The organism is Microbacterium sp., assembly GCF_031179285.1.
Lineage (GTDB): Bacteria > Actinomycetota > Actinomycetes > Actinomycetales > Microbacteriaceae > Microbacterium.
The window spans coordinates 16,196-34,870 of sequence record NZ_JAPSHY010000025.1; the positions used below are offsets into that span (position 1 = coordinate 16,196).

At 67.2% G+C, this 18,675-nt stretch carries 17 protein-coding genes and 1 pseudogene; 6 read left to right on the forward strand and 12 right to left on the reverse strand.

Annotated features, from left to right (window positions below; all coding sequences use genetic code 11):
- Positions 1-66 precede the first annotated feature (66 nt).
- Positions 67-552 (forward strand): DNA starvation/stationary phase protection protein, encoded by a 486-nt coding sequence (locus tag RIN18_RS13810; RefSeq protein ID WP_309104558.1) that lies wholly within the window; start codon positions 67-69, stop codon positions 550-552.
- A gap of 61 nt (positions 553-613) precedes the next feature.
- Here RIN18_RS13810 and RIN18_RS13815 read toward each other — a convergent pair whose 3' ends face one another.
- The 8 genes and pseudogenes from RIN18_RS13815 to RIN18_RS13845 all read right to left on the reverse strand — a co-directional run bounded on the left by RIN18_RS13815 (position 614) and on the right by RIN18_RS13845 (position 8,197).
- The gene (locus RIN18_RS13815) at positions 614-2,083 is read right to left on the reverse strand and encodes an amidohydrolase family protein (RefSeq protein ID WP_309104559.1); all 1,470 of its coding nucleotides are present in this window, start codon (positions 2,081-2,083) and stop codon (positions 614-616) included.
- A gap of 23 nt (positions 2,084-2,106) precedes the next feature.
- A complete protein-coding gene (locus tag RIN18_RS13820; protein ID WP_309104560.1) occupies positions 2,107-2,748 on the reverse strand; it encodes an FMN-binding negative transcriptional regulator in 642 nt (213 codons plus the stop codon).
- Positions 2,749-2,769: 21 nt separating this feature from the next.
- Complete coding sequence (locus RIN18_RS13825; RefSeq protein ID WP_309104561.1) at positions 2,770-3,570, reverse strand: hypothetical protein; 801 nt, start codon at positions 3,568-3,570, stop codon at positions 2,770-2,772.
- Positions 3,571-3,723: 153 nt separating this feature from the next.
- Positions 3,724-3,864, reverse strand: a pseudogene (locus RIN18_RS17650) (DUF2510 domain-containing protein); the annotation flags it as partial.
- 37 nt (positions 3,865-3,901) lie between these two features.
- On the reverse strand, positions 3,902-5,389 hold the full coding sequence (locus RIN18_RS13830) for a sodium:alanine symporter family protein (RefSeq protein WP_309104562.1): 1,488 nt from the start codon (positions 5,387-5,389) through the stop codon (positions 3,902-3,904).
- 98 nt (positions 5,390-5,487) lie between these two features.
- Entirely contained in the window at positions 5,488-6,486 is a 999-nt protein-coding gene (locus tag RIN18_RS13835) for a DNA-formamidopyrimidine glycosylase family protein (protein WP_309104563.1), read from the reverse strand.
- A gap of 2 nt (positions 6,487-6,488) precedes the next feature.
- The gene (locus RIN18_RS13840) at positions 6,489-6,974 is read right to left on the reverse strand and encodes a ribose-5-phosphate isomerase (protein WP_309104564.1); all 486 of its coding nucleotides are present in this window, start codon (positions 6,972-6,974) and stop codon (positions 6,489-6,491) included.
- A gap of 38 nt (positions 6,975-7,012) precedes the next feature.
- The gene (locus tag RIN18_RS13845; protein ID WP_309104565.1) at positions 7,013-8,197 is read right to left on the reverse strand and encodes a ferrochelatase; all 1,185 of its coding nucleotides are present in this window, start codon (positions 8,195-8,197) and stop codon (positions 7,013-7,015) included.
- A 140-nt stretch (positions 8,198-8,337) separates the two neighbouring features.
- On the opposite strand from RIN18_RS13845, the gene pepN reads away from it, so the two are divergent.
- The 4 genes from pepN to RIN18_RS13865 all read left to right on the forward strand — a co-directional run bounded on the left by pepN (position 8,338) and on the right by RIN18_RS13865 (position 14,151).
- Positions 8,338-10,890: an aminopeptidase N gene (gene pepN / locus RIN18_RS13850; protein WP_309104566.1), complete on the forward strand. Its 2,553-nt coding sequence runs from the start codon at positions 8,338-8,340 to the stop codon at positions 10,888-10,890.
- Between the two features lie 77 nt (positions 10,891-10,967).
- Positions 10,968-12,041 carry a mechanosensitive ion channel domain-containing protein gene (locus tag RIN18_RS13855; RefSeq protein WP_309104567.1) on the forward strand — a complete coding sequence of 358 codons (1,074 nt, stop codon included), beginning with the start codon at positions 10,968-10,970 and terminating at the stop codon, positions 12,039-12,041.
- A complete protein-coding gene (locus tag RIN18_RS13860) occupies positions 12,038-12,487 on the forward strand; it encodes a globin (protein WP_309104568.1) in 450 nt (149 codons plus the stop codon). The genes RIN18_RS13855 and RIN18_RS13860 overlap by 4 nt, the downstream gene beginning before the upstream one ends.
- Entirely contained in the window at positions 12,484-14,151 is a 1,668-nt protein-coding gene (locus tag RIN18_RS13865) for an FAD-binding dehydrogenase (protein ID WP_309104569.1), read from the forward strand. The genes RIN18_RS13860 and RIN18_RS13865 overlap by 4 nt, the downstream gene beginning before the upstream one ends.
- A gap of 18 nt (positions 14,152-14,169) precedes the next feature.
- Here the strand turns inward: RIN18_RS13865 and RIN18_RS13870 are convergent, their stop codons facing one another.
- Positions 14,170-14,835 (reverse strand): hypothetical protein, encoded by a 666-nt coding sequence (locus RIN18_RS13870; protein ID WP_309104570.1) that lies wholly within the window; start codon positions 14,833-14,835, stop codon positions 14,170-14,172.
- A 51-nt stretch (positions 14,836-14,886) separates the two neighbouring features.
- Here RIN18_RS13870 and RIN18_RS13875 point away from each other — a divergent pair, with 51 nt between their 5' ends.
- Complete coding sequence (locus tag RIN18_RS13875; protein ID WP_309104571.1) at positions 14,887-15,774, forward strand: acyl-CoA thioesterase II; 888 nt, start codon at positions 14,887-14,889, stop codon at positions 15,772-15,774.
- A 10-nt stretch (positions 15,775-15,784) separates the two neighbouring features.
- Here the strand turns inward: RIN18_RS13875 and RIN18_RS13880 are convergent, their stop codons facing one another.
- From RIN18_RS13880 to RIN18_RS13890, 3 genes are all read right to left on the reverse strand, one after another.
- Complete coding sequence (locus RIN18_RS13880) at positions 15,785-16,291, reverse strand: thioesterase family protein (RefSeq protein ID WP_309104572.1); 507 nt, start codon at positions 16,289-16,291, stop codon at positions 15,785-15,787.
- Entirely contained in the window at positions 16,284-17,963 is a 1,680-nt protein-coding gene (gene ettA / locus RIN18_RS13885; protein WP_309104573.1) for an energy-dependent translational throttle protein EttA, read from the reverse strand. Before ettA ends, RIN18_RS13880 begins: the two co-directional genes overlap by 8 nt.
- Before the next feature lie 140 nt (positions 17,964-18,103).
- Entirely contained in the window at positions 18,104-18,601 is a 498-nt protein-coding gene (locus RIN18_RS13890) for a DUF6993 domain-containing protein (RefSeq protein WP_309104574.1), read from the reverse strand.
- Positions 18,602-18,675 lie beyond the last annotated feature (74 nt).

Below are 18,675 nucleotides of genomic sequence, written 5' to 3' on the forward strand. Positions count from 1 at the left end.
GAATGCGGGAGGCTGAGTAGCGTTGTCTTCATCAGGTATGAAGAGGCCCGTCCGGAGGAGCACAAGATGAGCAAGGTCCAGATCGTTCCCACCACCGCCAGCGACCCCACCGTGGCAGCTGCCGCCGCCCAGTTCCTCTCGCCGGTCGTGCTGGGACTCGAGGCTCTCACCGTCAACGGGAAGCAGGCGCACTGGCACGTGCGCGGCGCGAACTTCGTCGGCGTCCACGAGTTGCTCGACACGATCGTCGCCCACGCCGGCGACTTCGCCGACACGGCTGCGGAGCGCATCGTCGCCCTCGGCCTTCCGATCGATGCGCGACTGAGCACCGTTGCCGAGAAGGCGGGCGCCACGGCCGTGCCTGCTGGATTCACGCAGTCCGACGAGCTCGTTCGTGCCGTCATCGCCGACATCGACGCCATCCTCGTCGACGTCAAGGCCGCCATCGACGGTCTGGACGAGGTCGACCTCACCAGCCAGGATGTCGCGATCGAGATCATGCGGGGCCTGGAGAAGGATCGCTGGTTCCTCGTGTCGCACATCGCCGCGTAACAGCTGCCGAACACGAATGGAGGGCACGGGGTTCATCCCCGTGCCCTCCATCGTTCCCAGGTCATCTGCAGTGCGTGATCCGTCCGCCGAGCACTGTCGCCAGGATCGGCATCTCCCGCAGCTGCGCCCCGCTCGAGGCTGCCGGAGACCGCCCGCACAGCACGAGGTCCGCCGGTTCGCCCGGTCGGATCGATGACCGAACGCTCGCGCGCAGGGCGTCGTCCACGCTCAGGCGCTCTTCCGGATGCCATGCCCCACGTCGGTCGTCCGTACGCGAGACCGCTGCGGCGATCGCGAGCCACGGATCGAGCGGCGCGACCGGCGCGTCGGAGCCGAAGCGAAGCTCAGCCCCGGCATCGCGTAGCGCGGCAAGCGGATAGCCGATCGCAGTCTGGTGAGCCCAGTAGCCGTCGACGAGATCTCGATCGTCCAGCGCATGCTGCGGCTGCACGCTCGCGACGACGCCGAGCCGGGCGAACCGCGCGAGATCCGCGTGCCGGACGAGCTGGGCATGCTCGATCGTGCCGGACGCGCCAGTGATCGTGAACGCATCGAGAGCTGCGGTCGTCGCCCTGTCACCGATGGCGTGAACGGCGGCGGCGAGTCCCGCACCGGTGGCTCGCGTGAGCAGTTCGATCAACCGCTCCGGCTCCACGGTGAGCACGCCGAAGTTCTCATCATCGCCCGGGTACGGGTGCGAACATGCCGCCGTCCTCGTGCCGAGCGAGCCGTCGCTGATCACCTTCAGAGAACCGACGCGCACCAGGCCGCGGCCGTCTGCCGGGGCATCATGCGTCTCCCACAGCTCGCCGGTGCGCAGCCCCTCGGTGATCGCTCGCTCGAGGTCGAACGGGTACACGGCGAATTCGACGCGGTGCTGGGCGAACCCCGCGGCGATACGGCGGGGCCATGCGTCGGCGTTCCAGGCCATGTCGAAGTCGACCAGTCCGGTGATCCCCCGCGCCGCTGCCCTCTCCCCCGCCAGCCTCACCGCCCGATCCGCGTGCTCGGGATCGACGGCATTGAGTCGGCGTGAGATCTCGAACGCCTCCTCCTCGCGGAGCATTCCGTCCGGGCTCGTGAAGCCTTCGCGCCGCAGCGCTGCCGAATTCAGCCATACGCTGTGCACGTCGGCGTTGATCAGATACGTGGGCTCCTCGCCGGTGCGGGCATCCAGCGCCTCCAGCGATGGCGCATCGGCCCACAGTGCGTCACGGAACCCGCTTCCGACGCGGCGCCCATCGGCCAGAGCCGCCACGGATTCCATCCGGAGCGCGGCCTCCGCTGCGGACGAGACATCGCCCAGCGGCTCTCGTTCCGCGGCCAGCGCCCACTGGACGGTGTGCACGTGATTGTCCCAGAGGCCGGGGATCACCCAGGCGCCGTCGGCCTCGAGCACCTCGCCTCGAGACGGCAGAGCGCCGCTGGGCGCGATGTCCGCGATGACCCCGTCGGCCATGTGGATGTCGACGGGTTCGTCAGACAGCAGGAACTCCCGCCCGGGACCCGCGACCCGCGCCGCTCGGATCATGCCGATCCGTGCGCCGAGGTGCGTCACCGCCCGGCCCCCGAGCGTGCGTCCTGAGCCCGTCGCATCTCGGCCGCCAAGGCAGCGTTCGCGTACGGGCCGTCCGACGACAGTTCTGTGATCACCGACTCGATGACATCAGCGGAACGGTTCTGACTGAGCTTGCGCTTGCCCGCGACCCGCGTGGGGGTCAGACGGAACCCGACGGTACCGGCGGCGAGGCGCGTGACGAAAGCCTCGTCGTTCGGCCGTTCCCACATGCCCCGCGGATCCGGCAACCGCCCTTCGAACCGAGCGACCATCCGATCGAGCACGTCCAGATTCTCCTCATCGCTGAGGATCTCCGGGATGCCGGCCAGATGCACGGCGGTGTAGTTCCACGTCGGCACGGCCGCGACGTCGCCGTACCATCCCGGCGAAATGTAGCCGTGCGGCCCTTGGAGCATCACGAGGAGCTCTCGCTCGCCGAGTCCGTGGACGAGGTCGTCGGGGCGCCCGACGTGAGCGACGATCGTCAGATCATCCCGTTCCTCATCCAGCAGCACAGCGTAATGCGAGGCGACAAGCCCTTCGGGTCCGTCGCTCACGATCGTCGCCCACGGGTTGGCATCGATCACTCGGCGCATCTCGGCGACATCAGCGAGGGCGAAGCTGGGATTCTGACGCATCCTCTCAGCCTACGGTGGACGCTACTTCTTCTGCAGGCAGGACCACAGCTTCACGCCATCGCCCTCTTCGCCTTCCAGCTGTTTGCACCCCTCGCCGGTGTTGTCTTGGTAGGCCGTGACACGATGACCCTCCCCGATGTCCTCCATGAAGAAGGTCTCCACGACCACGGTGTCAATCTCGGCTGCCGGGAGGACAAAGCCGATCTTCACGGTCTGCGACGCACCTGCGGGGGCCTCGAGGTTGAAAACGGGGAAGAGGTACCCCTTCTCCACGGCACCCCAACTCGGAATCTCTGTCAGGTCCGCTCTCAGCATGTTGACCGTGATCGGGGTCCTCGTGTCCGCGTTGTCATTGTGGTTGTGGATGGTCATAGTGACAACTGCGAGGTGACCCCCGGTCTCCTGGGCGTTGTCCCAGTAGACGTCATACTCAAGCTGCGATGGCTCCCCGCCATCCATGGTGGGCGGCGGGTCCAGCTGCACCGACTCGATGCTCACCTCCATCGTGTAACCCTCACCGATGGGGAACCCGTGGTCACCGGGCTCAGGCTCCGTCGTGCTCTCCGCGTCTGGAGCAGCAGTAGCGGTTGCGCCAGGACCGGCCTCGACCGAGGGATCGTTCGCCAGGCCGTCGGCGATGACCGCGAGAACGACCACCAACCCGGCCACCGCACTGATGGGCGGCAGAACCATCCCCGCGATGGCGGGCCACTTCGCGGTGTTCTTCTTGAACAGGCCGATGAGTGACACCACGAATGCGGCGAACAAGATAATGAGCGCGAATGCAAACGTGAGAGGGAAGAAGGCGAGGACAGTTCCCAACACCGCCAACCCGAGCCCGATGAACCCGAGGATAGGTCGGGTCCTGGTGGCAGGGGCGACCTCGGACGCGCTGGCACGCTGGTACCCGCTGGCGCCCTGGTACGCGCTGGCGCCCTGCAACGGCAGCGCAGAAGGCGGCGCAGATGGCCGCTGGGGTTCGGGTGCGTAGTGGTTACTCCACTGCTGCCCGTCCCACCAACGCTGACGACCTGAGCCGTCGTCGTACCATCCTGGTCCGCTCATGTGCGCATCTCCCCGACCAGAGCGGACAGGGTCGTCGTGCTGTTCATGCATCCCCCGAATACTCGAGTCGACAGATCCGAACGACCCGTCACCGTCTCGTGCGTTTGCCGACGACCGGAATGGCCTGGGTCTTCCAGTCCTCCCAGCCGGGCGTTCCCTGCATGAACGACTCGATCTCGTCACGGTTCGCGCGCAGCTTCGGGTCGTTGTCGAGGTATCTCTTCGTCTCACGTGCGACGAGCCCCGACAACACCAGCAGCCCGATCAGGTTCGGCAACGCCATCAGTCCGTTCATCGCGTCCGAGAAAGCCCACACCACCCCGAGCTGAACGGTGCACCCGACGAAGACAACGAGGGAGAAGAGGATCCGGAACGGCATGACGGCGCGCCGGCCGAGCAGTCGTTCGATGTTGCGCTCACCGTAGTACGACCAGCCCAGGATCGTCGACCCGGCGAACATCACGAGACCGATGGTGACGATGTAGTGGCCCCAGTCGCCGGGGAGGCCGTTCGAGAAGGCGGCCCCCGTCATGAGCGCCGGGCTCAGCTGCTCACCGGTCTCCGGGTCGACCTGAGACCACGTGCCCGTGGCGATGATCACAAGCCCCGTGCAGGTGACGACGATGATGGTGTCGATGAAGGTCTGCGTCATCGACACCAGACCCTGGCGCACCGGGTGGCTCGTCTTGGCCGCAGCGGCGGCGATCGCTGCCGACCCCATGCCGGACTCGTTCGAGAAAATGCCGCGGGCGACCCCGAACTGCACGGCGATGATGATCGCAGACCCCGCGAAGCCGCCGACGGCGCTCGTACCTGTGAACGCGTCGGTGAAGATCTGTGCGAACGCTGCCGGAATCTCTCCCACGTTCACGATCAGGATGTAGAGGGCGCCGAGCACGTAGAAGATGATCATGATGGGCACGAGACCGGCAGTCACCCGACCGATCGACTTGATTCCGCCCACCAGCACGACCAGTGCGAAGACAGTGAGCGCGATCCCGGTGACCCACGGCGGAACGCTGAAGCTCGACTCGAGGTTCGTCGCGATCGAGTTGCCCTGCGTCATGTTGCCGATGCCGAAGCAGGCGATCACCGCGAACACGGCGAACGACAGTCCGAGGATCTTGCCGAACGGCCCGGGGATGCCTCGTTCGAGGTAGTACTGCGGCCCTCCGGACTTCTCCCCCGCCGCGTCCGTGGTGCGGAACCACACGCCCAGGAACGCCTCGGAGTACTTCGATGCCATCCCCAGCAGGCCGGTCACCCACATCCAGAACAGCGCGCCCGGCCCACCGATGCCGATGGCCGTCGCCACGCCGACGATGTTGCCGGTTCCGACGGTGGCCGCCAGCGCCGTCGTCAGTGCCTGGAACTGCGAGATGTCGCCGTCGGAGCCGGGGTCCTTCCGAGTGATGATTCCGAGCCGGAGCGCCGACCCGAGGCGGGTGAACTGCAGGCCGCCGAGCCGGATGGTGAGATACAGTCCGGTTCCGAGCAGCAGTGGGATCAGGAAGAACGGGCCCCAGATGATCCCGCTGACGTTCTCGAGAAACGACTGCAATCCGGTGAGATCCATGGCGGCTCCTTCTGCGCGGCTGTGCGAATGGCGTTCTCACCATATTCACAGACAGCGGGTTTCGGTAGTCACGACTCCGCGTGTTCGCCGATGAATGCTCAGGCCTGGCAGCGCGGGCACCAGTAGAGCTTGCGCGCCCCGATCTCCTCCATCGCGATCGAGGTGCCGCAGATCCGGCACGGAAGGCCCGCCCGACGATAGACCCAGTGACGATCGTCGCGGCTCGCCATCGCAGCGCGATACTGCTCGGCGTCCAAATCGTCCATCGTCATCATCTGTCCGGTCTCGACGCCGATCGCGAGCAGCCGCACCCAGTCCCGCCAGAGCTCGCGCACGATCTCTTCGGGCACGTCGCGCCCGGGAGTGTGCGGGTTGAGGCGCTGCCGGAACAGCATCTCGGCCCGATACACGTTTCCGATGCCGCTCACCACGGACTGATCCATCAACAGCAGGGCGATGACCGTCGGCTTCTTCCGCACCGCCTGGACGAATCTCGCCTCGTTCGTCACCGGATCGCCCACCAGAGGGTCTGGTCCGAGCTTCGCGACACTGGCGAGCATCTCCTCCGGAGTCTGCAGTACGCACGCGGTCGGACCGCGCAGGTCGGCGACGGTGATGTCGGTCATCAGCCGCAGGCGCACCTGCCCGACCACTGGAGGCGGCCACTGCTCGCCGTCGTCCGTGAGACCCTGCGTCTGCTCGGACATCCTGACGTGCACGCGGGCGCGCCGCGGCGCGCCGATCGAGGAGAGCGAGTTCTCCCCCGCGTCGTCGAGGATCGGCGTATCGAGATCGGTGCCGCGCTGGTTGGTCTGACCCATGCGTCCGTTGGCGGAGGCGATGGTCGGGTCGAGGAGGATCTCACCGGCGAAGTCCCAGGCGCCGTAGAGACCGAGATGCACCCGCAGCCACACATCTCCCTCGACCTCGAGGAACATCTGCTTGCCGACGGCCTGGACGCTCACGGCTTCTCGGCCGTCGAGGACGGCCGCGCCTTCCGCGAACCGGCCCTGCGGGCTGGTCGCACGGAGCTGCTTTCCTATGAAGTTCCGGTCGAACTGCCGCGCGATCCGGTGGACCGAATGACCCTCGGGCATCGTCAGCCCCTCGGATCCGGCAGGAGCGAACCATCTGCCTCGAACTCCGCGATCTGACGGATGCGTCGCACATGCCGCTCCTCGCCGGAGAACGGTGTCTCGATGAAGCGGTCGATGAGCGACGTCACCTCGTCGAACGAGTGCTGCCGTGCACCGATCGCGATCACATTGGCGTCGTTGTGCTCGCGCGCGAGTTCCGCCGTCGACAGATTCCAGACGAGAGCGGCGCGGATGCCGTGCACCTTGTTCGCCGCGATCTGCTCACCGTTGCCAGAGCCCCCGAAGACGACGCCGAGCGCATCGACTCCCGCCTGCTGATCGGCGACGACGGCCTGGGCTGCGCGGATGCAGAACGCCGGGTAGTCGTCCACCGGGTCATACTCGATCGGGCCGTGATCGACGACCGCGTGGCCCGCCTCGCGCAGATGGTCCTGCAGCTTCGTGGAGAAATCGAGTCCTGCGTGATCGGTGGCGAGATGGATGCGCATGCGACCATCCTAGAAGCCGGTAGGGACTGCGGCGATGGTCAGGGCGCGACGCCTGCGGCCGCGGGCTTGAACCCGGCGCGGATGTTCTCGCAGCATCCGGGTCGGCACACATCGAAGCTCGGACCGACGCCGGTCGCTCGCTTGCGCTCCTCCGGCGCCCGCCCCTCGAGTCGCTCCTGGATGAGATCGACGATCCCGGCGATGAACGACGGCGACACCCCGGGGGTCGGGGTGCGCACGAAACTCAGGCCGGCGGTCTCGGCAGCCTCAGCCGCTTCGGTGTCGAGATCCCACAGCACTTCCATGTGGTCGCTCATGAACCCCACGGGCACCACGGCGACCGCTTTCCGCCCCCGCGACGGAAGGTCGGCGATCACATCGCACACGTCTGGTTCCAGCCACGGCTGCGACGGCGGACCGGAGCGGGACTGATACACCAGTTCCCAGGAGACGTCGGCCGCGGCCGGCACGAGCCGCGTCACCCGGTCCATGGCCCATGCGGCGACGGCCTCATGCTGCGCGGCATACGCCCCGCCGGGACCCCAGTCGACGTCGCGTGGTCCGGAGCGCTCGGCATCGTCCGTCGGGATGCTGTGGGTGGAGAACAGCACCTGGACCTCGCCCGCCGGGATGCCGTCCGCGAGGAAGCCCTCGATGGCTTCGCGCACACCGCTCTGGAATGCGTCGACGAATCCGGGATGGTCGTAGAACGGGCGGATCTTGTCGATGGTGATCGTGTCGCCATGACCGGTCTCCGTCAGCACGCGCGCGAAGTCCTCGCGGTACTGCCGGCAACTGGAGAACGAGCTGTAAGCGCTGGTCGCGAAGGCGAGCAGTGTGGTGTGTCCGTCTGCCGCGGCCGCCGCCACGGCGTCCTCGAGGTACGGTGCCCAGTTCCGGTTGCCCCAGTAGACGGGAAGATCGAGCCCGCGAGCGGTGAGCTCCTCCTCCAGGGCAGTCTTCAGCGCCCGGTTCTGGCCGTTGATCGGGCTCACGCCACCGAAGTGGCGGTAATGATGCGCGACCTCCTCGAGGCGCTCGTCCGGGATGCCGCGGCCGCGGGTCACATTGCGAAGGAACGGGATCACATCGTCCTGCCCCTCGGGTCCTCCGAATCCCGCCAGCAGCAGAGCATCGTAGGCGACGGGGGTGGTCACGTACGGCTCGCCTGTCGCGGCGGCGACGGAAGCGAAGGGAACGGCACTCGACTCGATCGAACTCACTCCCTCATCATTTCATCTCATCCAATGCATATCCCGTGATCACGCGTCGTGGCCCGCTCCTGGCGTAGGCTGTCAGGGTTGCCGTCGGCGCCAACTGCGCCGGATCGCGGTGACATCCCCTCACCCCTGGGAGTACAGCTTTGCCTGGAGAGAACCTCACCCGCATCGAAGCGCAGGAGCGCCGCGACGTCATCGACACGCAGTCGTACGAGGTCGCACTCGATCTGACGAAGGGCGCCGAGGTCTTCGGCTCGCGGAGCGTCGTGCGATTCACCGCCACGCCCGAGAGCTTCAGCTTCATCGATCTCATCGCCCGCGACGTGCGCGAGATCTCGCTCAACGGAGAGCAGCTCGATCCGCAGGAGGTCTTCGCCGACTCCCGCATCGCGCTGAGCGGCCTGCAGGCCGAGAACGTGCTCGTCGTCGACGCGGATTGCGAATACACCAACACCGGTGAAGGCCTGCACCGCTTCGTCGACCCCGTCGACGACGAGGTCTACCTCTACTCGCAGTTCGAGGTTCCGGACTCCCGCCGCGTCTTCGCCGTCTTCGAGCAGCCCGATCTCAAAGCGACGTTCCAATTCACGGTCACCGCTCCCGCCGCGTGGAAAGTCATCTCCAACTCGCCGACGCCCGAACCGATCGTCCATGACGACAACGCGACGGCGACGTGGGGGTTCGAGCCGACTCCTCGGATCTCGTCCTACATCACCGCGCTGATCGCCGGGCCCTACGAAGCGACGTTCTCCGAACTCACCAGTGCCTCCGGTCGGGTCATCCCGCTGGGCGTGTACGGCCGCAAGAGCCTCTGGCAGCACCTCGACGCGGACTACATCTTCGACAAGACCCGCCAGGGGTTCGAGTACTTCGAATCCAGGTTCGGCGTCCCTTACCCGTTCGCGAAGTACGACCAGCTCTTCGTGCCGGAGTTCAACGCCGGTGCCATGGAGAACGCGGGGGCGGTGACGTTCACCGAGTCGTACGTGTTCCGCAGCAAGGTCACCGATGCCGTGAAGGAGCGCCGCGTCGTCACGATCCTGCACGAGCTCGCCCACATGTGGTTCGGCGACCTCGTCACCATGAAGTGGTGGAACGACCTCTGGCTCAACGAGTCGTTCGCCGAGTGGGCCTCGACGATCGCCACGGCTGAAGCCACGGAATGGACCGAGGCGTGGACCACCTTCAACGCCATGGAGAAGACCTGGGCGTACCGCCAGGACCAGCTCCCCTCGACCCACCCCATCGTCGCCGAGATCAACGATCTCGAAGACGTGCAGGTGAACTTCGACGGCATCACCTATGCCAAGGGCGGCTCCGTGCTCAAGCAGCTCGCCGCATGGGTGGGCATCGAGGCGTTCTTCGCCGGAGTGTCTCAGTACTTCCAGAAGCACTCGTGGGGAAACACCGAGCTCAGCGACTTGCTCGTGGAGCTGGAAGCCACCAGCGGCCGTGACCTCGGCTCGTGGTCGAAGAAGTGGCTGGAGACCGCGGGGGTCAACACCCTCGAACCGCTCATCACCGAGGATGCCGACGGATCGATCACCCGGTTCGCGGTGACGCAGACCGCGCCGGCCGACTATCCCACCATCCGCCCGCACCGCCTCGGGATCGGCTTCTACACGCTGCAGGACGGCGCGCTCACCCGCACGCACTTCGTCGAGGTCGATGTCGACGGCGACCGCACCGAGGTCCCTGAGCTGCAGGGGCTGAAGCGCCCCGATCTCGTTCTGCTCAACGACAACGACCTGGCGTACGCGAAGATCCGGCTGGATGAGAAGTCGCTCGCCACCGCGATCGCGCATCTCGCCGACATCTCTGACCCGCTGGCGCGATCACTCGTCTGGGGCGCCGCATGGGACCAGACCCGCGACGCAGAGAGCGCAGCATCGGACTACATCGACCTCGTACTCGGCAACATCGGCCGCGAGAGCGAATCGACCACCGTCCGCACGACGCTCGCGCAACTGCTGACGGCGACGCAGCTCTACGTCGCTCCGGCCGACCGGGACGCCGCGCGCCAGAAGGTCGCCGACGGACTCTGGTCGCTCGCAGAGAACGCGAAGGCCGGCAGCGACAGTCAGCTGCAGTTCGTCACCGCCTTCGCGAACGCTCTCGTCACTCCCGAGCACGCCGGCATCATCGGTCGCCTGCGCGCCGGCGAGGAGACTCTCCCCGGTCTTGAGATCGACGCCGACCTCAGCTGGCAGCTGCTCGTCGGCCTTGCCACGATCGGAGCCACGGACGCCGCATCGATCGATGCGGCTCTGGCGGCCGACAACACCGCCAAGGGCGGCGAGTTCGCGGCGCAGGCGCGCGCAGCGCTCCCGGATGCCGCTTCCAAGCGCGCCGCCTGGGAATCGCTGATCGAGCGCGATGACGCACCGAACACAATCGTCCGCTCTGCGGCGCTCGGGTTCGTCCATCCCGCTGGCGTGGACGTGCTCGGGGAGTTCGTGCCCGCCTACTTCGACATGTTGCTTCCCATCTGGGAGGCCCGCACGTACCAGATCGCGCAGTATCTGATCACCGGTCTGTACCCGAAGGCGCTGGCGAACATCGAACTGCGCGACGCGACGCGCGCCTGGCTCTCGGCGAATCAGGATGCCGCTCCGGCGCTGCGTCGTCTGGTGCTCGAGAACCTCGCCGACGTCGAACGGGCTCTCGCCGCACAGGCACGCGACTCCGAGCGCTGACGCGAGTCCCTGTCGATCGGGCCTCTGCCGCGCTGCATCCAGCCCACGCAGAGGCCCGATCGGTAGGATCGGACTCGATGATTCTCCCCTTCGAAACCACCGATCCGCCTCTGCCCCCCACGGATCCCCAGTGGTGGACGGATCTGCTTGCGTTGCTAGTGGTCATCGGCGGCAAGGCTCTCGCCGTGGTGGCGATCCTGGCCAGCTGCGTCGTCATCGCGTTGCTGCTTCGCCTGGTCATCAGGCGAGTCGTGCACCGCATCGTCGACACGGCGAAGAACAAGGCCGCGGTCGACGACACGCAGGCGCTGGAGCGCTCCCCTCTGGCCGAGATGCGACTCGTGCAACGCACCCGCACCCTCGGCTCGATCCTGCAGAACATCGTCAACGTGATGCTCGTCGTCATCGCCCTGGTTCTCGTGGTCAATCAGCTCTCTCCCACGCTCCTGGGCTCGCTGACGCTTCTCACCGCCGCCGTGGGCGCCGGGCTCGGTTTCGGCGCGCAGAACATCGTCAAAGACGTCCTCAACGGCATCTTCATCGTCGCCGAGGACCAGATCGGAATCGGCGACGTCGTCGACCTCGGCCTCGCCACGGGCGTCGTCGAGTACGTCAGCGTCCGGATCACGCAGGTCCGCGACGTCAACGGCACCCTCTGGTACGTCCGCAACGGCGAAGTGACCCGTATCGGCAACATGTCTCAGGGCTGGGCACGGGCCATCATCGACCTCGGGGTGCCCGTCGACGCCGACCTCGACGTCGTCGAGGCGACGATGCTCGAGACGGCGCAGGGGCTGGCCAAAGACCCGAAGTGGCGGACCCGCATCGTCGAGAAGCCCGAAGTGTGGGGCCTGGAATCGATCGGCGGCGAGGCGCTTGTCGTCCGTGTCGTCATCAAGGCGCGCGCCAACGCGAAGGACGACGTCGCGCAGGAGCTGCGCAAGCGGCTGCGCACTGCACTCCTCGAGAAGGAGATCTCGGTCCCGAGCATGGCCGCCGTGATGCCGACGGGACAGGACGGCGCCCGCCGTGTCCGCGGTGCCAATCCACCCCGCACCCGCCCCAATGCCGTCACCGGCGTCCCGGCTGTTCCCGAGCGCGGCATCTGGCGCCGCAAGAAGCACACCGACGACGGGAGCACCGCGAAGTGACGTTCTACGACGAGGTCGGCGGCCATGACACGTTCGCGAGGATCGCGGCGGTCTTCTACCGCGAGGTGGCGGATGACCCGGTGCTCAAACCGATGTACCCCGAGGAGGATCTGGGGCCGGCCGAAGAGCGGCTCACCCTCTTCCTCGGGCAGTATTGGGGCGGCCCGACGACCTACGGCGAGCGGCGCGGTCACCCGCGGTTGCGGATGCGTCACATGCCCTTCCACATCGACCCCGATGCGCGAGATCGTTGGCTGAAGCACATGCGCACCGCCGTCGATGAGGCGAAGTTGTCGCCGCTCCACGAATCCACGCTGTGGGACTACCTCGAGCGGGCGGCGTATGCCATGGTGAACACATTCGAGCCGTCCGGCATCGGTCCCGCATCCGACGGCCGTGCAACACTCGAGGCGACAGCACGTCAGGATTCAACGGAGAACACATGACTCAGCGCCCCGCTCCCCTGTCCGCAGACGTCCTCGTCATCGGCTGGGGTCTGGCGGGGCTCGTCGCCGCCGGTGAAGCTCTCGACGCCGGCCGGAAGGTCATCCTCGTCGACCAGGAGCCGAGAGCGAACCTGGGAGGCCAGGCATGGTGGTCCTTCGGGGGACTCTTCTTCATCGACTCCCCCGAACAGCGCCGCCTCGGCATCCGCGACTCGCTCGAACTCGCCACCCAGGACTGGTTCGGCAACGCCGGATTCGACCGCGTCGAAGACGAGTGGCCGCGTCGCTGGGCCGAGGCGTACCTGCAGTTCGCGGCCGGCGAGAAGCGTGCCTGGCTGCGGGAGCGCGGGGTCGGGTTCTTCCCCGTGGTGGGATGGGCCGAGCGCGGCGGATACGGTGCGATCGGCCCGGGCAACTCGGTGCCGCGCTTCCACATCACCTGGGGCACCGGGCCCGGCATCGTCGCCCCGTTCGCCGAGCGCGTCGGACAGGCCGAAGCGCAGGGGCGGCTGGTGGTGCTCCCCCGTCACCGTGTGTCCGAGCTCGTCGTCGCCGACGGCGCGGTCGCGGGGGCGCGCGGTGACATCCTCGAACCGTCGAGCAGCGCGCGGGGCATTCCGTCCTCACGCACACCCGTCGGCGACTTCGAGATCATCGCCGGAGCGACGGTCGTCTCGTCCGGCGGGATCGGCGGCAATCACGATCTCGTGCGCGCCTCGTGGCCGAAGCGCCTCGGGAGTCCCCCCGCCCACATGCTGTCCGGTGTTCCCGCCTATGTCGACGGTTCGATGCAGCTCGTCAGCGAGGCGGCCGGCGCCCGTCTCATCAATGGCGACCGGATGTGGCACTACGTCGAGGGGATCACAAACTGGGACCCGGTGTGGCCGGCCCACGGCATTCGGATCCTTCCCGGCCCTTCGTCGCTCTGGCTCGATGCCACGGGTGCCCGCCTGCCCGTCCCGCTGTTCCCCGGATTCGACACCCTCGGAACACTCACGCATCTGCGCACCACCGGTCACGACCACTCGTGGTTCGTGACCTCGCGGAAGATCATCGAGAAGGAGTTCGCGCTGTCGGGCAGCGAACAGAATCCCGATCTGACCGGAAGAGACGTGCGACTCTTGCTGAAGTCACGCCTCGCGAAGGGCCCGACCGGTCCGGTCCAGTCGTTCCTCGACGAAGGCGAGGACTTCATCGTCGAGGACGATCTGGATTCCCTGCTCGAGCAGATGCGCCGTCACCCCGGCGGTGAGGCGCTCGACATCGATCGGGTTCGCCGCGAGGTGATCGCGCGCGACCGGGAGATCGACAACGACTTCACCAAGGACGCCCAGATCGGCATGCTGCGCTCCATGCGCTCCTATCGCGGTGACAAGCTCATCCGTACGGCTGCTCCCCACCGCCTGCGTGATCCTGCGGCCGGGCCTCTCGTGGCGGTGAAGCTTCACGTGCTGACGAGGAAATCACTCGGCGGCATCGAGACCGACCTCGACGGGCGTGCGCTCGGCAGCGACGGCGCACCGATCCCCGGTCTCTATGCTGCCGGCGAGGCCAGCGGGTTCGGCGGCGGCGGCGTACACGGCTACCGCGCACTGGAAGGGACGTTCCTCGGCGGGTGCCTTTTCTCGGGACGGCAGGCCGGGCGAGCAGCAGCCGCTCGGTGACGGCCTGTCTAGGAGCCGCTATGCAGCGGGACCCGTGCCTCGCACGGCGGTCAGCCCTGTCGCGACGGGCCCCCGGACCAGCACGTGGCCGCGGCGGAAGGCGAGACGGGTCCACCTGCTCGTGCGGGTGACACGCACGTCCTCCTCACCGGAGATGAAGCCGAAGGCGTCCGCAGCGAACGCCACGCCTCTCGGAAGCCCGGCGAGAGCTTCGTCGGGTTCTCCCCAGATCGCTGCCCGCAGCGCCCGGACGGCCTCCTCACCGGCTCCCGGCGTGGCCCCGCGGGCGACGGCGGCGATGCCCCACTGTGCACGCTGCGCGATGACGGCTGCGGGGAGGGTCGTCGTCTCCTCCCAGCCGGCACGCGGCGGCGCGATACCCGCCCATGCGGGAGACAATCCCGTCGGAGGAAGCTCGAGCATGCGGGCGTCATCGGTCTCACCGAGAGACTGCACGACGATGTCGCATTCGAGTTCGGGATCAGCGTGCACGATGCGCATCGCGAGGATCGTCGGTGTCTGGTCGAACAATCCATGCGGTGAGAGAGCTGCCGCGCTGAGCGCCAGAACGCCGTTCGCAGCCTGGAGTCTGACGCCTTCGTCCGAGATGCGATTGGCGCGGCCGACGAAGGTCAGCACGTCTCGGGATGTCTCGGCATCGGCGAGAACGAGAGGAAGCGGCACGCCATCTAAACTACCAACCGAGGCGGCACGGGCGGTCGCGGAGAGGAAGTCATGACCGAGGACACCCACGCCAGGAGAACCGTCGATCGCCTCTTGGATGTGCTCGACCTCGACTTCACGCGAGCGCGCACCACGGAGGACATCTTCACCGGCTCCTCGCACCCGATGCCGACGGGGAGGATCTACGGCGGCCAGGTGCTCGCGCAGTCCCTTATCGCCGCTGAGCGCACCCTCCCCGAGGACAGGGTCGTTCACTCGATGCACGGGTACTTCCTCCGCCCGGGTGATTCCTCGCAGGGCATCACGATCGCGGTGGACCGCATCCATGACGGACGATCGTTCTCCACGCGGCGCTCGCAGGCATATCAGAACGGGGTGCCGATCTTCTCGATGATCGCCTCGTTCCAGGACGACGGCCCGGGCGTCGAGCACGCCGTGCCCATGCCCGCCGACGTGCCGCCCCCCGACGCCCTGGCCCCGGACGAGGATCGCGTCACAGGCCTTCCCGAGGGCACGATGCGGATGCTCAGCGAGCGCGCGGCGGACATCCGGCACGTCGGGTCGCCGCTGTATCTCCCCAACGACGACGACCGCGTGCCGCACCAGGGCGTGTGGATGCGGATGCGGGCGCCCCTGCCCGATGACCCGCGGCTGCACCGGGCAGCGCTCGCCTACCTCAGCGACATGACCATCCAGGAATCGATCCTCCGCGCGCACGGCGTCTACTGGGCGTTACCGGGGCTGAAGGTCGCGAGCCTCGACCATGCCATGTGGTGGCACCGTCCGGCTCGGGTGGACGAGTGGCTTCTCTACGTCCAGGAGTCCCCGAACGCCAAGGGCGGGCGAGGACTGGCCACCGGGCGGATCTACAGCCAGGACGGCACGTTCGTCGCAAGCGTCGCGCAAGAGATCATGGTGCGGGTGCCGGACGCGCCCTGACTCGATACGGTCAGCGGTGGGCGTACTCGATCGGCGCCCCGACGTGGGGCTCCCAGGCCTCCCGCATCTCCGCCGTGAGACGGGTCGGGCGTCCGGATCCCGCGTCGACGAGGACGATGATCGCCGTCGACCGTGCGTACAGCGTGCGCGGTTCAGCGCCCGGATGGTTGTACACCTCATAGCAGACCTCGATGCTCGAGCCGCCGAGCTTGCCGAACCACATCTGCACTTCGAGCGGATGCCGCTGATAGGGCACCGGCGCGAGGTACTCGATCTCCTGCCGGGCTATGAGAGTGAGGATCCCCTCGTCGATCCCGGAGTCGAGCACCGCGGTGGACGGCGCCTCCTCACCCGGGCCTGCGCGCCAGAAGGCGCGCACACGCGCCTCCTCGAGCAGCTTCAGCATCGAGGTGTTGTTGACGTGGTTGAAGGCGTCGAGATCGCCCCAGCGCAGGTGGATGGGGATGTGAAGCCTCACGCCACTCGCGCGGACCTGATCTTCGCCGGCGTCAGTCACGCGTCAGCTTGCGGTGCGTCGAGCGGTGAGGCTTGGCAGCATCCGCCCCGAGTCGCTGGATCTTGTTCTCCTCGTATGCATCGAAGTTCCCCTCGAACCAGTACCACTGGTCGGGGTTCTCATCGGTGCCCTCGTACGCGAGGATGTGCGTCGCGATGCGGTCGAGGAACCACCGGTCGTGTGTGATGACCACCGCACAACCGGGGAACTCCAGAAGCGCGTTCTCGAGCGAGCTCAGCGTCTCGACGTCGAGGTCGTTCGTCGGCTCGTCGAGCAGAAGCAGGTTCCCGCCCTCCTTGAGCGTCAGGGCGAGGTTCAGACGGTTCCGCTCACCGCCGGAGAGCACACCGGCCTTCTTCTGCTGGTCCGGTCCCTTGAAGCCGAATTTCGACACATAAGCGCGCGACGGGATCTCGGTCTTGCCGACCGTGATGTAGTCGAGTCCGTCGGACACGACCTCCCACAGCGTCTTGTTCGGGTCGATGTTCGAGCGCGACTGGTCGACGTAGCTGATCTTGACGGTCTCACCGATCTTCAGATCTCCGCCGTCGAGCGGCTCGAGTCCGACGATCGTCTTGAACAGGGTGGTCTTTCCCACGCCGTTGGGGCCGATCACGCCGACGATGCCGTTCGGCGGAAGGCTGAAGCTGAGGCCGTCGATGAGCGACCGGCCGTCGAACCCCTTCTTCAGGTTCTTCGCCTCGATCACGACACTGCCCAGACGCGGGCCCGCCGGGATCTGGATCTCTTCGAAGTCGAGCTTCCGCGTCCGCTCCGCCTCGGTCGCCATCTCCTCGTAGCGTGCGAGTCGCGCCTTGGACTTCGTCTGACGTCCCTTGGCACTGGATCGCACCCACTCCAGCTCCTCCTTGAGGCGCTTGGCGAGCTTCGCGTCCTTCTTGCCCTGGATCTCCAGGCGCTCGCCCTTCTTCTCCAGGTAGGTCGAATAGTTGCCCTCGTAGCCGATGAGGCGCCCGCGGTCGACCTCGGCGATCCACTCGGCCACGTGGTCGAGGAAGTACCGGTCGTGGGTGATCGCGATCACCGCGCCCTTGTACGCCTGCAGGTGCTGCTCGAGCCACAGCACGCTCTCCGCGTCGAGGTGGTTCGTCGGCTCATCCAAAAGAAGCAGGTCGGGCTTCTGCAGCAGCAGCTTGGCGAGGGCCACGCGGCGCTTCTCGCCACCGGAGAGCGGCGCGATCGCGGCGTCGCCCGGAGGAGTGCGAAGCGCGTCCATGGCCTGGTCGAGCTGGGAGTCGAGGTCCCAGCCGTCGGCGGCGTCGATCTCCTCCTGAAGAGTGCCCATCTCGGCGAGCAGTGAATCGAAATCGGCGTCGGGATCCGCCATCAGCGCCGAGATCTCGTTGAACCGATCGAGCTTCGCCTTGATCGCGATGCCCTCCTGGATGTTCTCGAGCACCGTCTTTGACTCGTCGAGCTCCGGCTCCTGCATCAGGATGCCGACGCTGAATCCCGGCGACAGCTTCGCCTCGCCGTTGGACGGCGTGTCGAGACCCGCCATGATCTTCAGGATGGTCGACTTACCGGCACCGTTCGGACCCACCATGCCGATCTTCGCGCCGGGGAGGAACGCCATCGTCACATCGTCGAGAATGAGCTTCTCGCCCACCGCCTTGCGGGCACGAACCATGGAGTAGATGTACTCAGCCAACGGAAACCGCTCCTTCTATCTGCGTCGAAGATCGACACTCCAGCCTACCGGCCTTCGCGGTGCCTGCCGTCGGTCAGTGCGCGCCAGACGCTGGGTCTTCGTGTCACAGCAGCTCGGCCCTCAGCGCGTACCGCGACGGGTCACCAGTCGATCGGTCTCGTCGCCCCGATCAGGCAGCGCCCCTCGGCGAGCTGATCCATGACCGCGGTGACCGGTTCACCGGTCGAGGGGCCGACCTGGCCGACCAGGCACTTGTCCTCGCCCCACCGCACCGAGAACTGCAGGCTCTCCACCGGATTGCCCACAGTGGTCTGGTCCTGGGTGACCTGCATCATCGAGCGGTCGAAGCCCGCAGCCACGAGCGCATCGATGTAGGCCCGGCCCGAGCCGCGCTGCTCCGACGCCCACACCTGAGCGGTGACAGCGGTGAAGACCGGGAGATTCTCTTCGGCGGTGCCGTCAGGCTTGATCGTCGCCGGCTCCGGAGCGGGCGACGCCGTCGGCACCCCCGTGGCCTCCGAAGGCGGAGCGGAGGGAGCTGGTCCCGGTGAGCAGGACGCGAGCAGGAGGGCGAGCGTCGCCGCGAGCGCGACCGACCCGACTGAGCGCGCGGCGGAGGTGGGCGGTCGTCGAAGCACGATCCGAGTCTACGGGTCGACCTCGACGACCGACCGAGCCGGGCTCGACGTCGTCCACGCGCTCGCCGGGAGCT

Coding starts and splice junctions, on each gene's coding strand:
- RIN18_RS13810 (WP_309104558.1), top strand. CDS start 67: ATGAGCAAGGTCCAGATCGTTCCCACCACCGCCAGCGACCCCACCGTG.
- RIN18_RS13815 (WP_309104559.1), bottom strand. CDS start 2,083: ATGATCCGAGCGGCGCGGGTCGCGGGTCCCGGGCGGGAGTTCCTGCTG.
- RIN18_RS13820 (WP_309104560.1), bottom strand. CDS start 2,748: ATGCGTCAGAATCCCAGCTTCGCCCTCGCTGATGTCGCCGAGATGCGC.
- RIN18_RS13830 (WP_309104562.1), bottom strand. CDS start 5,389: ATGGATCTCACCGGATTGCAGTCGTTTCTCGAGAACGTCAGCGGGATC.
- RIN18_RS13835 (WP_309104563.1), bottom strand. CDS start 6,486: ATGCCCGAGGGTCATTCGGTCCACCGGATCGCGCGGCAGTTCGACCGG.
- RIN18_RS13840 (WP_309104564.1), bottom strand. CDS start 6,974: ATGCGCATCCATCTCGCCACCGATCACGCAGGACTCGATTTCTCCACG.
- RIN18_RS13855 (WP_309104567.1), top strand. CDS start 10,968: ATGATTCTCCCCTTCGAAACCACCGATCCGCCTCTGCCCCCCACGGAT.
- RIN18_RS13865 (WP_309104569.1), top strand. CDS start 12,484: ATGACTCAGCGCCCCGCTCCCCTGTCCGCAGACGTCCTCGTCATCGGC.
- RIN18_RS13875 (WP_309104571.1), top strand. CDS start 14,887: ATGACCGAGGACACCCACGCCAGGAGAACCGTCGATCGCCTCTTGGAT.